The sequence below is a fragment of the Gordonibacter sp. RACS_AR68 genome (assembly GCF_030418485.1).
GTDB lineage: Bacteria > Actinomycetota > Coriobacteriia > Coriobacteriales > Eggerthellaceae > Gordonibacter > Gordonibacter urolithinfaciens.
Genome location: NZ_JAIPUP010000003.1, coordinates 13637 through 29236 on the forward strand (window position 1 = coordinate 13637; position 15600 = coordinate 29236).

10 protein-coding genes are annotated in these 15600 nt (G+C 68.7%); all 10 read right to left on the reverse strand.

The features are described from left to right. Position 1: 1 nt before the first annotated feature. Entirely contained in the window at positions 2-1060 is a 1059-nt protein-coding gene (gene recA / locus K9U15_RS07265; RefSeq protein ID WP_087189757.1) for a recombinase RecA, read from the reverse strand. A gap of 285 nt (positions 1061-1345) precedes the next feature. Next, positions 1346-2617 (reverse strand): CDP-diacylglycerol--glycerol-3-phosphate 3-phosphatidyltransferase, encoded by a 1272-nt coding sequence (gene pgsA, locus K9U15_RS07270; RefSeq protein ID WP_301155833.1) that lies wholly within the window; start codon positions 2615-2617, stop codon positions 1346-1348. Positions 2618-2626: 9 nt separating this feature from the next. Continuing rightward, complete coding sequence (gene rimO / locus K9U15_RS07275) at positions 2627-3955, reverse strand: 30S ribosomal protein S12 methylthiotransferase RimO (protein WP_123674324.1); 1329 nt, start codon at positions 3953-3955, stop codon at positions 2627-2629. Between the two features lie 8 nt (positions 3956-3963). After that, entirely contained in the window at positions 3964-4461 is a 498-nt protein-coding gene (locus tag K9U15_RS07280) for a YajQ family cyclic di-GMP-binding protein (RefSeq protein ID WP_096226533.1), read from the reverse strand. 421 nt (positions 4462-4882) lie between these two features. Then, positions 4883-6013, reverse strand: a complete 1131-nt coding sequence (locus K9U15_RS07285; protein WP_301155834.1) for a helix-turn-helix transcriptional regulator — start codon at positions 6011-6013, stop codon at positions 4883-4885. Positions 6014-6017: 4 nt separating this feature from the next. After that, positions 6018-8573 carry a DNA translocase FtsK gene (locus K9U15_RS07290; protein ID WP_123674323.1) on the reverse strand — a complete coding sequence of 852 codons (2556 nt, stop codon included), beginning with the start codon at positions 8571-8573 and terminating at the stop codon, positions 6018-6020. A 94-nt stretch (positions 8574-8667) separates the two neighbouring features. Further along, the gene (locus K9U15_RS07295; RefSeq protein WP_096226535.1) at positions 8668-10569 is read right to left on the reverse strand and encodes a ribonuclease J; all 1902 of its coding nucleotides are present in this window, start codon (positions 10567-10569) and stop codon (positions 8668-8670) included. Positions 10570-10784: 215 nt separating this feature from the next. Beyond that, positions 10785-11684: a 4-hydroxy-tetrahydrodipicolinate synthase gene (gene dapA, locus K9U15_RS07300; RefSeq protein ID WP_087189751.1), complete on the reverse strand. Its 900-nt coding sequence runs from the start codon at positions 11682-11684 to the stop codon at positions 10785-10787. A gap of 110 nt (positions 11685-11794) precedes the next feature. Further along, positions 11795-12562 (reverse strand): 4-hydroxy-tetrahydrodipicolinate reductase, encoded by a 768-nt coding sequence (dapB, locus tag K9U15_RS07305; RefSeq protein ID WP_123674322.1) that lies wholly within the window; start codon positions 12560-12562, stop codon positions 11795-11797. Between the two features lie 554 nt (positions 12563-13116). Then, positions 13117-15366, reverse strand: a complete 2250-nt coding sequence (gene pnp, locus K9U15_RS07310; RefSeq protein ID WP_096226537.1) for a polyribonucleotide nucleotidyltransferase — start codon at positions 15364-15366, stop codon at positions 13117-13119. Between the last annotated feature and the right edge of the window lie 234 nt (positions 15367-15600).

Below are 15600 nucleotides of genomic sequence, written 5' to 3' on the forward strand. Positions count from 1 at the left end.
GCTACTTCTTTTTGGCAGGCTTCGCCACGGGAGACAGCGCGTCGGCCTCGTCGGCGGTGCGGGTGATAACGGGGATCTCGAAGGCCTCGCGTACCTTGAGCTCAATCTCCTCGCGCAGGTCGGGATTCTCCTTGAGCGTCTGCTTCGCCGCCTCGCGGCCCTGGCCCAGGCGCTCCTCGCCGTAGGTGTACCACGCGCCGCTCTTCTTGGCCACGCCGGCCTCCACCGCCATGTCGACGATGCAGCCTTCTCGCGAGATGCCCTCTCCGTACATGAGGTCGAACTCGGCCTGCTTGAACGGCGGCGCCACCTTGTTCTTCACAACCTTGGCGCGCACGCGGTTGCCCGTGATCTCGCCGTCCTTCTTGATGGAGTCGATACGGCGGATGTCGATGCGCACGCTGGAGAAGAACTTGAGGGCGCGGCCGCCCGTGGTGGTCTCGGGGTTGCCGAACATGACGCCGATCTTCTCGCGCAGCTGGTTGATGAAGATGCAGGTGGTGTTCGACTTGGAGAGCGAGCCCGCCAGCTTGCGCAGGGCCTGCGACATGAGGCGCGCCTGCAGGCCTACCGTGGTGTCGCCGATCTCCCCCTCGATCTCGGCACGGGGCACGAGCGCGGCCACGGAGTCCACGACCACCGCGTCGATGGCGCCGGAGCGCACGAGCATGTCGCAGATCTCGAGGGCCTGCTCGCCGGTGTCGGGCTGAGAGATGAGCACCTCGTCGATATCCACGCCCAGGCGCGCCGCGTACACCGGGTCGAGCGCGTGCTCGGCATCGATGAACGCCACAATGCCGCCCATGGCCTGCGCCTCCGCGAGGATCTGCAGCGCGAGCGTGGTCTTGCCGCTCGACTCGGGGCCGTACACCTCGATGATGCGGCCCCGCGGCACGCCGCCGATACCGAGCGCGGCATCGAGCGGCAGCGCGCCCGTGGGGATCACGCCGATGTTGAGCTCCTTGCCGTCCTCGCCGAGCTTCATGATGGATCCTTGCCCGAACTTCGACTCGATCTGGTCGGTCGTGAGCTTGAGCATCTTCGCTTTTTCGTCGTTCATGGTCCTTCTTCCCCCGGCGTAGCGGCTTTTCGTCATTCCTCTATTATGCGTACATCTGTTTGTCTGTCAAGACGTGCAGCCTGATTCGCTGCTGGAAAAGCATACTGCCGCAACCTTGCACGGCAACCGGAGAAAAGCCGTCGGGGAGCCGCCGAAACCTTGCGCGGACCACGCGCGGCGACCGTGCAGACCTTGCAGGAACCTTGCCCGCTCACCGTGCGGACCTTGCCCGTTTCCAGTGCGAGTCCAGCGGAAATGCAACGAGGCCCGCAGCGGCGCGGAGCATCATTTGCCAGCGCCCTCCAAGGCCTCTTCCAGCCGCTCCAGCGCGGCGCGCACGGTCAGCAGGCGCACCTGGCCGCGATCACCCGGGAACTCGTGCAGGCGCGCCTCGGCGCCCTCCGCATCGGCCAGCCCGATCCACACCGTGCCCACCGGCTTCCCCGGCTCGGCCCCGCCCGGCCCGGCTATGCCCGTGACGGATACCGCCACGTCGGCATCCATATCGCGCCGCGCGCCCTGGGCCATGGCGCGCGCCGTTTCCGCGCTCACCGCGCCGTGCCGCTCAAGCGTCTCGCGCGGCACGCCCAGAACCTCGTGCTTCACGTCGTCCACGTAGCTCACCACGCCGCCGCGCACCGTCTCCGAGCTGCCCGGCACGCCGGTGAGCACGGCGGCTATCAGGCCCCCGGTGAGGCTCTCTGCCGTGCCGAGCCGCACCCCGGCCCGCCGTGCGGACCCGAGCACCCTGCGCGCCAGGGCGTCGAGGGCCTCGGGCTCGATGGAGGCCGCCTCGGCATCCGTGATCGGCCGGGACTTCCCTGCCGCGCCCGCAACGGCCGCGCCTTCCATGGGAACCGGCCCTTCGGCCGGCGCGCCGTTCCCGGAGTCGCCCGCAGGCGCGTCCTTGGGCTTGCGCCCGAACCCTATGAGATGGCGCGCCTTCGCGATGTAGTCGAGCATGGACACCACGGTCAGCACGAGCGCGACGATCATCACGCCCCAGCTCAGCACCCACAGCCAGTCGTTGAAAGCCGCGTTCAGGCTGCCCACCATGTAGGAGTCCTTCACGCAGAACAGCACGATGGCGACCATCTGGAACACGGTCTTGAACTTGCCGTACCAGCTGGCCGCGATGACCACGCCCTCGCTGGCGGCCACCATGCGCACGCCCGACACGATGAACTCGCGCGCCAGGATGACGAGCGCGACCCAGCTGGGCAGCGACCCCAGCTCGATGAGCGCGAGCAGCGCCGCGGCCACGAGTATCTTGTCGGCCAGCGGGTCCATGAACTTGCCGAAGTCCGTGACCTCGCCGCGGCTGCGGGCCAGGTAGCCGTCGAGCCAGTCGGTGCACGATATGAGGATGAAGATGCCGGCCGCGATGAGGCTCTTCGCATCGTCGGCCACCTGCGGCAGCCCCAGCCACTGCGGCCACGGGCTGATGAGCACGACCACGAACACCGGCACGAGGCAGATGCGCGCGAGCGTGACGATGTTGGCGGGCGTCCACAGCTTGTCGGTCGAAGCCGGCCTCGCCTGGTCGGTTGGGGCCATGGGCCTGGATCACGCCCCTTCCATCTCATAGAGCAGCGTGTCCCCTATCGTCACGCGCACGACCTGCCCCACCTCGCCGGCCTCGAGGTAGGTGACGCCGTCGACCTCGGGAGCCTGGCACATGGCGCGGCCGAACAGCTGCCCGTCCTCCTCGCGGCCCTCCACGAGCACATCGAGCTCGCGGCCGATACGCTCGGCAACGCGCGCCGCGCACACGGCGTCCGCCACGTCGCGCAGGCGCTGGGCCCGGTCGGCTTTCTCGTCATCGTCCACCTGGCCTGGCAGGTCGAACGCGCGCGTGCCCTCCTCGCGCGAGTAGGGGAACACGCCCACGTAGTCGAAGCCGGCATCCTCCACGAAAGCGCAGAGATCCTCGAACTGGTCGTCCGTCTCGCCGGGGAATCCCGCGATGAGCGTCGTGCGCAGCGTGGCGTCCGGGATGCGGCGACGCACGCGCGCGAGCAGCGCCTCGAACTCGTCGCGCGACCCTGTGCGGTTCATGGCGCGCAGGATCCCCGCGTCAACGTGCTGCAATGGGATGTCGAAGTAGTCGCACACGTTGGCATGTGCCGCCACGGCCTCGAGGTACTCGTCGGTCAGCCCCTCGGGTTGCAGGTACATGACGCGGAACCACGTGCCGGGATGCTCCTCGGCCAGCGTGCCCACGAGCGCGGCCAGCGTCGAGGGCTCCTCGAAGTCCGCGCCCCAGCGGCCCGTGTCCTGGGCGATGAGCACGATCTCGCGCACGCCGGCCGCCACCTTGGCCGTCACCTCGGAACGCACGTCGTCGAGCGGGAAGCTGCGATAGCGTCCGCGGATGTACGGGATGGTGCAGTACGAGCAGAAGCGGTCGCAGCCGTCCGATATCTTCACGTAGGCCGACACGGGGCCGCGCTCCTCCGCCCCGGCGCCCGCGTCCTCCAGGCTCTCCGCCCCGGGCGACGCCTCGCCGATGACGCCGGCCAGCACGAGCGCGATGTCGTCCTCGCGCGAGCAGGGCACGAAGGCGCCCGCCTCGGTCAGCTCGGCCTCGAGATCCTCGCCGTAGCGCGCCGGCATGCAGCCGGCCACGACGAGTGCGGCCCCGCCGTCGCGCACGTTCGGCAGGTCGGCCGCCTCGAAGATCGCCTCGAGGCTCTCCTCGGTGGCCGCCTGTATGAACGAGCACGTGTTCACCACGATGGCGTCGGCCGTCTCGGGGTCGTCCGTCAGCGCGTAGCCTGCCCCGGTCGCCCGGGCGCGCATGTGCTCGGTGTCCACCTCGTTCTTGGCGCATCCCAGCGTGACGAACGCCACGGACTTCCGGCCCTCGCCCCCGCGCGCCCTCTCGTTGCCCACCGCGCGGCCTAGCGGTAGTTGACGTACTGGAGCGGCTGGCCGTAGTCCTGGCCCTTCAGGAAGGCGATGACCTCTTGGAGCGTGTCGCGGGAGGTGCTCGACACGCGCAGCTTGTCGCCCTCGATCTGCACCTTCACCTTGAGCTTCGTGGCCTTGATGTCCTTGTTGATCTTGCCGGCCGTGTCCTTGTCGATGCCCTCGACGACGTTGGCCGTCTGGCGCACGCTCTGCCCGGCCGCCGGCTGCACCTCGCCCCACTTCACGGCGCCCAAATCAATGCCGCGCTTCACGAGCTTCGAGGCGATGACGTCGATGACCTGCTTGGCCACGAACTCCGCCGGGGCGGCCACCGTGATGGCCTTGTTCGCCTTGTCGAGCGTGATCTCCGCGCCGGAATCCTTCAGGTCGTAGCGCTGCGCGAGCTCCTTCTTCGCCTGCTGGAACGCGTTGTCGACCTCCTGCATGTCCACCGTGGACACGACGTCGAAGCTGCACTCTTTCGCCATGGGTGCTCCCTTCCTCATCGGCCCGCCAAGCGCGCGGGCCGTCTCGTTTTTTCGTTTCCGACCAGCATACCGCATTTCGTCCCGCCCGCGCCGTGATTGCAGGCGAGTTACACAGAGCTCGAAGGGAACGGGACGAGACGGCTCTTCTTCGTCAGGGACCCTAAGGGTGCGAAGGAAAAGGGACGGCGAGCGGCTTTTTCTTTACCAGCCGGCGAGTTTCGCAAGGTGCGAAGGGAGGGGCCGAGGCGTTCTTCTCCAACAGCGGCCGAGAGCATGCGCGCAAAAATGGCCGTCCCGGGCGCGCGGCAACCTCGGAGGCTGGCCGGATGCGCCGGGGCGGCCGGCATCGAACGCGCGTCCTCGGCCAGCCGAGTCAGGGAGGCAGCCCGAACATGCACGTAGGCGATCAGCCGACGAAGGGCTAGGCGGCCGGCGTGCTCGCGCCGTCCGTCGTGCCAGAGCCGGACGAGCCCGTTCCCGCTGTGCCGGCTGTTCCCGCCGTGCCGGCGGTCGGATGGTCGGCCTTCCACTGCTCGAGGATGGCCGGGAAGTCCACGCTGAAGGAATAGATGCCGGTGCTCTCGTCGCCCGTCGACTCGAGCTTCGTCCCGTCTACGGTGACGGTCACGCCGCCAGGGTTCGAAGTGACGATCTTGAACGTGCCGGTGACGTCGAACTCCTTCTTGGCAGGTCCGTCGACGGTGCCGCCCGAGGTGATGTTTCCGTCCTCGTAGATGTCCATGTACACCGACTCCCCCGACGCCACCTCGTACACGACCTTGGCGCTCGTGGGCGCCACCGGCGCAGGCGGCGCGACGGGTTCCTGGGAGCCCTCGTCCCCCTCGCCCTGGGTGGTGTCGTCGATGCCCGTCACGGGCACGGTCGGCAGGTCCTCCTCGCCGCCGCCCTTGCCCCCGAACGCGAACACGAGCACGACGACCAGCACCACGAGGATAACCGCTCCCGCAATGAGGAACGGGAGCTTCGACTGCACCCCGCTCGGGGCCTTGGGCCCCGCGTAGAAGTTCGTGTACTGGCCGTTCGGCAGCGCCGAATGGCGGCTCGTGTGCGTGCGGCCCTCGGAGTAGACGCGCCCCCCGGCTGCCGGAGCCGCACTGCGGCCGTAGTCGGAGCGCGTGTAGGCGGTGCGATCGTCGTAGAGCGTGCGCCCGAACGCGTTCTGGCGCGGCACCCGCTCCTCGGGCTCCTCGGGCGGGACCGGACGCGCGACGCCGGAGCGCTTCGTGCGCGACGTGCCGCCCATGTCGAAGCCGCTCGGCCGTACATCCGATCGCGCGCGGCCCACCTGGTAGGCGTAGGCCTCGTCCAGGTACATGCGGGTGATCTCGGTGGGGTTAAGCCCTAGAAGGCGCGCGTAGGCGTTCACCATGTTGCGCGTGTAGCCGCGTGGGGGCATGCGCGCGAAGTCGTCTTCCTCGATGGATCGCAGGATATCGGGCCTGATGCGCAGGCGCCGGGCCGCCGTGGACAGATCCATGCCCTTCCGTTCGCGGGCTTCCTGCAAAACCGTTCCGAATGTCACCTGTGCCACGTCGCTACTCCTCGCATGAGTCCTGCGCCTCGAACGCCTTCAACGTTTCCAACTCCATGGCGTCCACCAGGACCTCACGGGGCTTGCTGCCGTTCGGCGGCCCCACGACGCCCTTTTCCTCGAGCATGTCCATTATACGCCCGGCGCGCGAATAGCCAACTTTCAGGCGCCGCTGTATGTTCGACGTCGAGCCGAGGCCGCTCGACACCACGATCTCGGCCGCCTCCCACACAAGGGGGTCGTCCGAGGTGCACGAGCCGCCGCTGCCGTCCGGCTGCGACGCGCCCAGCGTGATGAGGTTCGTCTGGAGGATCTCCGAGTGGTACTCGGGCTCGCCCTGCGCCTTGAGCAGCTCCACCACGGCGTTGATCTCGTCTTCGGACACGTAGCAGCCCTGGATGCGCTGGGGCTTGGCGTATTCGGGCTTCGACAGCAGGAGATCGCCCAGGCCGATGAGGCGCTCGGCGCCCGGCGTGTCGAGCACGACGCGGCTGTCGATGCCGCTGGCCACGTTGAACGCGATGCGGTTCGTGATGTTCGCCTTGATAAGGCCCGTGACCACGTTCGTGGACGGGCGCTGGGTGGCCACGATGAGGTGGATGCCGGCCGCGCGCGCGAGCTGCGCGATGCGGCTGATGGAGAACTCAACCTCCTTGCCCACGTTCATCATGAGGTCGGCCAGCTCGTCGATGATGATGACGATGTAGGGCAGCTCGTCGCCCAGCTCCGCGGCCGGCGGCTCCTTGCCCTCCTCCACGGCCTTCTCGATGGCGGCCTGCTCGACCTGAACCTTGGCGTTGTACTGGCCGATGTTGCGGGCGCCCACCTTCGAGAACACCTTCAGGCGCCGCTCCATCTCCGCCACGCCCCACGACAGGGCGCTCGCCGCCTCGCGGGCCTCGGTGACCACCGGCACGTAGAGGTGCGGGATGCCGTTGTAGGGCGTGAACTCCACGCGCTTCGGGTCGATCATGATGAAGCGCACCTCGGCGGGCGTGGCGCGCATGAGGATGGACATGATCATGGCGTTCACGGACACCGACTTGCCGGAGCCCGTGGTGCCGCCGATGAGCAGGTGGGGCATCTTGGCCAGGTCCGACACGATGGAGCGCCCCTCCACGTCCTTGCCGATGGCCACCTGCAAGGGGCCGGCCGGGGCGTCCTTCAGCACGTCGCCCAAGAGCACGGTCTGGCGCGTGCGGTTGGGCACCTCGATGCCCACGTAATTCGTACCGGGGATGGGCGCGAAGATGCGCACGCCGGGCGCGGCGAGCGCGAGCGCGATGTCCTGCTCGAGTGCCGTGATGCGGCTCACGCGCACGCCGGCGGGCAGGTCCACCTTGAAGAGCGTCACCGTGGGGCCGGCCACCCAGCCCACGACCTCGGCCATGATGGCGAAGCTCTCGAGCGTCTCCTGGAGGCAGGCCGCCGTCTCGGTGAGCTCGGCGTCGGTGGCCTTGTCCTTCTTGGCAGACGTGCTGGTGGCCAGGATGTCGAAGGGGGGCAGCTCGAAGCCGTCCGCCGGGCGGGGGGTGGCAAGCGGCGTGGCCGAGGAGGACGGCGCCTTGGGAGAGGAGGCCTTCTTCTCGGCGTCGGCTGCGGCCCGCGCGCGGCCGAGCTTGCGCGTCAGGGGCTGCTCCACGGCGTCGGGCGCGTCGAAGGGCGCGCGCCGCCCGCCGATGACCTGCGTGTCGAGCGAGGACGAGGGATGCTTCGGCTTGCCCTTCGCCTCCTCGCCGGCCGCGGCGCCTTCGCCCCGGCGCCCCTTCCTGGCACGTGGCAGCACGCTCGTGGGCGCGGCGCCCTCTCCTGCCGTGAGCGGCACGAAGCCGCCCGCCTCCCCGGCCTTCTTCACGCGGGCGTAGGCCGGTGCTCCCAGCACGTCCCCATCCCCCTCGGCCTCGGCGCGCCTGTCCTGCACGCGCTCGATGAGCTTCGAGAGCGAGAAACCGATGACCACGAATCCGGCCGCCATGACGCCGAACATGATGATGCACGAAATGACCTGCCCGAACAGCGTAAAGCCCACCCAGGCGACGCCGGCGCCCACGTAACCGCCGCGTGCGGAGAGCTGCACGGGGTCGAAGAGCGCCGCCGGCGCCCCCTCCTCGCCGGGAACCAGCGGCGTGAACAGCGCCAGCAGCACGAGCACGGCGGCCAGTATCATAACGAGGCCCACCGACACGCGCGCCGGAACGCGCTCGCGGTCGAAGCGAATGAGGAAGCTCGCGCCGATGACGAGCAGGAAGAACGGCAGCAGGTAGGCGCCCAGGCCGAGCGTCAGGTGCAGTGCCGTCGAGACGAACGACGTGACCACGGCATTCGTGGGCATGACGGCTGCCACGAACAGCACGACGGCCGCCACGGCGAACGCGACGCCCGTGATGTCGCGGCGCGTGCGATCGTCGATGAGATGCCCGTCTGGGGCAGGGGCGGCCTTCGCGGCCTTGCCGCCGCCCTTGCGGGCGCTCTTCTCGGCGGGCGAGGCCGCCTTGCCCTTCGGCTTGGCGCCGGGGGACGGTTTCGACTTGTTGGATGCGGGTGCTGACTGACGGGCCACGGCCCAGCTCCTTTTGCTGCGTTTAGAGTGCGTTTCTGGTTCGGTTGCGCGGCCGGAGAGCCGCATGCGCGCAGGCGCATGCGGCCATTATAGCCTAAACTTCCAGCAAGTTCACGATGGCCATGGGGCGCTGCTTCGTGCGCTCCCACAGAAGCGAGAGCAGCGCGTCGCGGGCGGCCTTCTTGAGCTCCTTCTGGCCGCCTCCCTTGCCCAGCTGGCGCTTGAGGGCGTTCTTCACCGTGGTGCGCGCCTCGCGCACGAGGTAGTCGTCGTCGCCTCCCGTGATGCCGTGCATCTCCACCTGCACCTCGCCCACCACGTCCTTGCGCTTGGACGAGATGGCGGCCGCCACCGAGGCGAAGCCCTGCGAGCCGAGCGCGTTGCGCTCGTCGAGCACGTCCTGCGACGTGTCGCCCACCGACAGGCCGTCCACGAACACGATGCCGCTTTGCACGGTCTCGCCGCGCTTCACGCCCCTGCTCGAAAGCTCCAGGCCCTCGCCGTTCTCGCAGATGAACACGTTCTCGGCGGGCACTCCTGTCGCCTCGGCCAGCTTGGCATGGGCGCGCAGGTGCGTGGCCTCGCCGTGCACGGGCATGAACGCGTTCGGCTGCACGATGGACAGCACCAGCTTCAGCTCCTCGGCGCCGGCGTGGCCGGACACGTGCACCATGGCGCGCTTCTTGTCGTAGACGTCGGCGCCTATCTTCGCCAGCGAGTTGATGACGCGGGTGACGGCCTTCTCGTTGCCGGGCACCGGCGTGGCCGAGATGATGACGGTGTCGCCCTGCTCCAGGTCGATGGTCTTGTGCTCGCCGTTCGCGATGCGGGCCAGCGCCGAGAGCGGCTCGCCCTGGCTGCCCGTGCACATGATGACCACCTGCTCGGGCGGGATGCCCTTGAGGTCGTAGGCGTCCACGATGTCCTCGTCGGGGATGTTCAGGTAGCCCAGGCGGCGCGCGATATCGGTGTTCTGGATCATGGAGCGGCCCGTGACCACGACCTTGCGGCCGTTGTCGCGCGCGGCGTCGCAGATCTGCTGCATGCGGTGGATGTGGCTGGCGAACGAGGCGATGATGACGCGGCCGCGCGCTTGGGAGATGATCTTGCGCAGCTCCTTGCCCACCTCGGCCTCCGAGGGCGTGAAGCTGGGGTTCTGGGCGTTCGTGGAGTCGCTCATCATAAGGTCGACGCCCGCCTTGGAGAACTTCGCAAGCGCGCCGAAGTCGGTGGTCACGCCGTCGATGGGCGTCTGGTCCAGCTTGAAGTCGCCCGTATGCAGCACGTTCCCGGCCGGGCTCTGGAAGAACACGCCCACGGCGCCCGGGATGGAGTGGTTCACGGCGAAGAACTCGGCCGTGAAGCAGCCGAGCTTCACCTGGTCGCCCGGCTTGATCTCGATGAGCTTGGCGTTCTTGATCTTGTGCTCGGCGAACTTGCCCTCGATGAGGCCGAGCGTCATCTTCGTGCCGTAGATGGGCACTTGGCGGTCGAGGTCCTTCATGAGGTACGGCAGCGTGCCGGTGTGGTCCTCGTGGCCGTGCGTGATGATGATGCCGCGCAGCTTGTCGGCGTTCTCCAGCACGTAGGTGTAGTCGGGCAGGATGAGGTCGATGCCCGGATGATCGTCGTCGGGGAACATGAGGCCCGCGTCGTCCAGGATCATGTCGCCCTTGCACTCGAACACGGTCATGTTCTTGCCGATGGCGTCGAGGCCGCCGAGCGGGATGATCTTGAGCGTGGCGTTCGGGTCCTTCTTCGGCGAGTTGAAGTTGGCGCGGCGCGCATTCTGCTGGCCGCCCTGCTTCTGCTGGCCCTGCCCCGCCTTAGAAAGCTGGGGACGGCGATGCTCGAGCTGCACGTGCTTGTAGGAGCGCGTCTTCTTCTCGGCGCCGCGCGCGGCTCCCTTGGCGCCGTTGCCGTTGCCCCCGCCGCGGCCGTTGCGGGACTGCTCCTGCGAACGGCGCTCGGAGCGCTGGTTGTTCTGCTGTTCCATAAGTACCTTGTCTTTCCGGTCTTGCGCGATCGGGTGCGCATAGACGAAGAGCCGGGATTCCCGGCTTCGCCTCGGCTCCGCTACCGCCGCAGCCGCCCGTTCGGGCGATCCTGCGGGCAGGGCGCTCCGATAGGAGGCGCGCCCGCTCGTCGCGGTTTGTCTTGCAGCGTCGCCCCGGGGCGACGCAACCTTGCGTTGTCAGTTTCGGACGCGCCTTACGCGTCCAGCACGCCGACTTCCCTCATGATGGCGGCCAGGCGCTCGGACTGCTCGGGGGTGGCGTCCACCAGAGGAAGGCGCACGCCTCCCACCGGGAAGCCCAAGAGCTTGAGCGCCTCCTTCACGAGGATGGGGTTCGACGTTTCGAACAGGCCCTTCATGAGCGGCATGAGCGCCTCGTTCGCGGCCGCAGCCGCCTCCCAGTCGCCTGCCGCGCACAAGTCCACGATCTCCTTCATGCGCCCGGGCGCCACGTTGCCGATGGTGGAGATGACGCCGGCGCCTCCCAGCCTCATGATGTCGTAGGTGGCGGCGTCGTCGCCCGAGTACACGGCGAAGCCTTCCGGCGCGTCTTCGACGATGGCCTTCACCTGGTCCAGCTTCCCCGAAGCCTCCTTGACGGCCACGACGTTGGCGCACTCGTGCGCCAGGCGCAGCGTGGTCTCGGCCTCCATGTTAACCACGCAGCGGCCCGGGATGTTGTACAGGATGATGGGCAGCTCCACCGCGTTCGCGATGGTGCGGAAGTGCTGGTAGATACCTTCTTGCGGGGGCTTGTTGTAGTACGGCACCACGCACATGAAGCCGTCGACGCCAAGCTCCGCCACCTCGCGCGCGAAGTCCACCGTGTCGGCCGTGCAGTTGTCGCCCACATTCGCGATGACGGGCACGCGGTCGCCCACGGCCTCCACCACGGCGCGGAACAGGTCGATCTTCTGCGGATAGAACACGGTCGGGCTCTCCCCCGTCGTGCCGTTTATGATGAGCGAGTCGCTGCCGCCGTCCACGAGGCGCGCGGCGAGAGCCTGGACCTTGTCCACGTCGAGCTCGCGGTTCTCGTCGAACGGGGTGACCATGGCCGGTATCATGCGGCCGAAACGGGGCTCTTGCGACATGCTGACTCCTCATCTCACTGCACGGCGGCGGGCGGATGGCATCCGCCGCGCCGAACCTTGCCTATCGTACAAACGTTTATTATGCCATGGGCGGAGGCTTGGTACCGCCCTCACGCCATGAAGTTCTCCAAACCTACAATCAGGCCCGACCGCCCGCCCACGCTGCGAATGCCCAGCAGCACGCCCGGCATGTACGACTCGCGGTCCCACGAGTCGTGGCGGATGGAGAGCGTTTGGCCGAGCGAGCCGAACACGACCTCCTGGCTGGCCACGTAGCCCATGGAGCGCACGGAGTGCACCGGCACGCCTGCCACGAGCGCGCCGCGCGCGCCCTCGGCGCCCTCGATCTCCGTCTCGCGCCCGGGCGCCTCGCTCGCGCGCCCGCCGCGCGCCGCGGAGATGATCTCGGCCGTGCGCACCGCGGTGCCCGAGGGGGCGTCCTTCTTGTTGCAGTGGTGGAACTCCATGACCTCGGCCTCCGGGAAGTAGGGCGCCGCGACCTTCGCGAACTCCATCATGAGCACGGCCCCCGTGGTGAAGTTCGGTGCGTAGAAGAGGCACGTGCCCGCAGGCGCGAGCGCGGCCAGCTCCTCGAGCGCGGCGTTCGAGAGCCCCGTGGTGCCCACGACGCAATCGACGCCCGCCGGCAGCGCCGCGCGCAGGTTGCCCGCCACGACGGAGGGCTGCGTGAAGTCCACGAGCACGTCGAACTCCGCGCCACCGAGCGCCTCGGCAACGCTGGCGAACACGGGGAACGCCGCGCTTTGCCCATGCGGGTCGATGCCGCAGGCCACCTCCATGTCCGGCGCCGCGCCCACCGCCTCCACGACGGTGGCGCCCATGCGGCCCGCACACCCCGACACTGCTACTCTGATCATGCGATTCCTGCCTTTCGTTCACGGTCTGGAACATCCTACCACGCGAAGCCGACCGAAAGGCGCATCGTTACCCCGGCGGCACCGTTTGGCGGACGGCAGGAGGGGATGCTTTTTCCTGTCGGCTTCGTCTTGTCAGCCGGCCGTTGTCGGGCGTTCGGGAGCGGCCGGACCGGCGCATCCATTCAACCTCGCAGGTTGGCAGGGTGCGCCGGGGCGGCCGCCTCTGCACGCACGGTCCCGGCCGGCTGGTTTGAGGGAGGGAGATGTCGAGGCGGGGCCGCAAGCCATCGCCATCGCCTGCGGGATGCGTGGGGCTCGCGGCGGGACAGGGGGACGGCGGGACAGGGGGACGGTTCTCTTGTCCCACAGTATCCGGGACCGCAGGACAGGGGCGCAGGACAGAGGGACGGTTCTCTTGTCCCGCAGCATCTGCAGGACAAGAGAACCGTCCCTCTGTCCCTCCTCTCCCTGTCCCTGTCCCTGCGTTCTGGGGCTTTTGATACGGCCCCTGAATAAAGAAGGAGGCCGCGTCCCCGCGGCCTCCCCGTTGTTTGCTAGCCCTCGTGGCGGCGGCGCGGCGTGCGGCCGTTGCCGTTGCCGTTGCCGTTGCGGTTGCTGCGGCCGGGACGGTTGTCCCGCTCGCTGCGCTCGCTGCGGTCCTCGCGGCGCGGGCGGTCGCTGCGCTCGCGCCGCTCCCCGCCGTTGTTCGCGCCCTCGGGGGCGTCCGGCTTGTCCAGGCGGTCGAGCGAGATCTTGCCCGTCTTCGGATCCACCTCGAGCACTTCCACCTTCACCACGTCGCCCAGCGTGAGCACGTCCTCCACGGAGGCCACGCGGCCGTTGGCCACGCGGGAGATGTGCAGCAGGCCGTCCTTGCCAGGCGTCAGCTTGACGAACGCGCCGAAGTCCTTGATGCCCACGACCTCGCCGTCGAACTGCTCGCCCACCTCGGGCTCCTTCACGATGCCCAGGATCATGGCCTTCGCGGCCTCGCCGGCCGGGCCCTCGATGGCGGCGATGTGGATGGTGCCGTCCTCCTCGATGTTGATCTGGGCGCCCGTCTCCTCCTGGATGCCGCGGACTACCTTGCCGCCGCTGCCGATGACGTCGCGGATCTTGTCCACCGGGATGTGGATCGTCTCGATGCGGGGCGCGAACTGCGAGAGCTCCTCGCGCGGCGCCTCGATGGTCTCCAGCATGGCGTCCAGGATGTGGGCGCGGCCCTCGCTCGCCTGCGCGAGCGCGCGGGCCAGGATCTCGACGGACAGGCCGCGGGCCTTGTTGTCCATCTGCAGGGCCGTGATGCCCTTCTCCGTGCCGCACACCTTGAAGTCCATGTCGCCGAGGAAGTCCTCGATGCCCTGGATGTCGGAGAGGATGACCACGTCATCGCCCTCCTTGATGAGGCCCATGGCGATGCCGGAGACCGGCGCCTTGATGGGCACGCCGGCGTCCATGAGGGCCAGCGTGGACCCGCAGGTGGAGGCCATGGACGAGGAGCCGTTGGACTCCAGCACCTCGGACACCACGCGGATGGCGTAGGGGAACTCGTCCTCGTCCGGCAGCACCGGCAGAAGCGCGCGCTCCGCCAGCGCCCCGTGGCCGATCTCGCGGCGCTTCGGCGCGCCCATGCGGCCCGCCTCGCCCGTGCAGTACGGCGGGAAGTTGTACTGGTGCATGTAGCGCTTGCCCTCGGCGGGGTCGATGGTGTCGAGGCGCTGCCACTCGTTCAGCATGCCGAGCGTCACCACGGACAGCACCTGGGTCTGGCCGCGCTGGAACAGGCCCGAGCCGTGCACGCGGGGCAGGTAGCCCGGCACGATGTAGAGCGGGCGGATCTCCTCGGGCGTGCGGCCGTCGGCGCGCTCGCCGGTGGCGATGACCATGGCGCGCATGGCCTTCTTCTCGAGCTTCTTCAGCTCGGCGGCGATGTCGCCCTTCCAGGCGGCGCGCTCCTCGTCGGAGAACTGCTCGGCCTTGATGCGCTCCTTGAGCTCCTCGACCTTGCCCATGCGCGACAGCTTGTCGGCGTCGTGCAGCGCGGCGGACATCTCGTCCATGAACGGCGCCACGCGGCTTGCGATGGCCGGGTCGGCCACGTGCACCGGCCACTCGACCGGCTGGATGTTCGCACGGTCGAGGAAGCGCTGCTGCACCTCGCAGAACGCGGCGATGGCCTCCTGGCCGAAGGCCATGGCGGCCAGCATGTCCTGCTCGGAGATCTCGTCGGCGCCCGCCTCCACCATGGAGATGTAGTCGGCCGTGCCGGCGATGGTGAGCTCCAGGTCGGAGTGCTCGGACTCCTCGAACGTCGGGTTCACGATGAACTCGCCCGTCTCGATGTCGCGGCCGATGCGCACGCAGGCGGCAGGGCCGTCGAAGGGGGCCGCGCCCAGCATGAGGGCGGCGCTCGCGCCCATGACGCAGATGGTGTCGGGCGGGTTCACGCTGTCCACCACGAGCGTCGTGCACACCACGTGCACCTCGCGCTTGAAGCCGTCCACGAAGCCGGGGCGGATGGGACGGTCCACCATGCGCGCCGTGAGCGTGCCCTTGTCCGAGGGGCGCGCCTCGCGCTTCAGGTAGCCGCCCGGGATGCGGCCGACGGCGTACATCTTCTCGATGAAGTCGACCGTGAGCGGGAAGAAGTCGTAGTCCTTCTCCTGCCCGATGACCGCCGTGACCAGCACGGTGGTGTCGCCCTGCGTGACGACCACGGAACCGGTCGCCTGCTTGGCCAGCTCGCCCGTCTCCAAGCGGTACTGCTTCCCGTACAGCTCGAAGGATTCGACGATTTTCTCCATATGCACATTTCTTTCTCTTCGCCTTGGACGCCCTAGTGCGGCCAAGCTTCTTCGGCGCCGTCCGCCCCCTGCGGGCGGGCCGCGAGCAGAAGCGCCCTTGCGCTTCCGACCGCTCTATACAGAAGGAAGCTGCGCGCTTCCGGCTGTCCTTTCCCCGCCGTCCCCGAAGGACGGCGCCCCTCCGACGCGCGGAGGGCGGCGGGCGGCTTGTCCGGCAGGTCCCCGCCGCCGCCT

Coding starts and splice junctions, on each gene's coding strand:
- recA (WP_087189757.1), bottom strand. CDS start 1,060: ATGAACGACGAAAAAGCGAAGATGCTCAAGCTCACGACCGACCAGATC.
- pgsA (WP_301155833.1), bottom strand. CDS start 2,617: ATGGCCCCAACCGACCAGGCGAGGCCGGCTTCGACCGACAAGCTGTGG.
- K9U15_RS07280 (WP_096226533.1), bottom strand. CDS start 4,461: ATGGCGAAAGAGTGCAGCTTCGACGTCGTGTCCACGGTGGACATGCAG.
- K9U15_RS07295 (WP_096226535.1), bottom strand. CDS start 10,569: ATGGAACAGCAGAACAACCAGCGCTCCGAGCGCCGTTCGCAGGAGCAG.
- dapA (WP_087189751.1), bottom strand. CDS start 11,684: ATGTCGCAAGAGCCCCGTTTCGGCCGCATGATACCGGCCATGGTCACC.
- dapB (WP_123674322.1), bottom strand. CDS start 12,562: ATGATCAGAGTAGCAGTGTCGGGGTGTGCGGGCCGCATGGGCGCCACC.
- pnp (WP_096226537.1), bottom strand. CDS start 15,366: ATGGAGAAAATCGTCGAATCCTTCGAGCTGTACGGGAAGCAGTACCGC.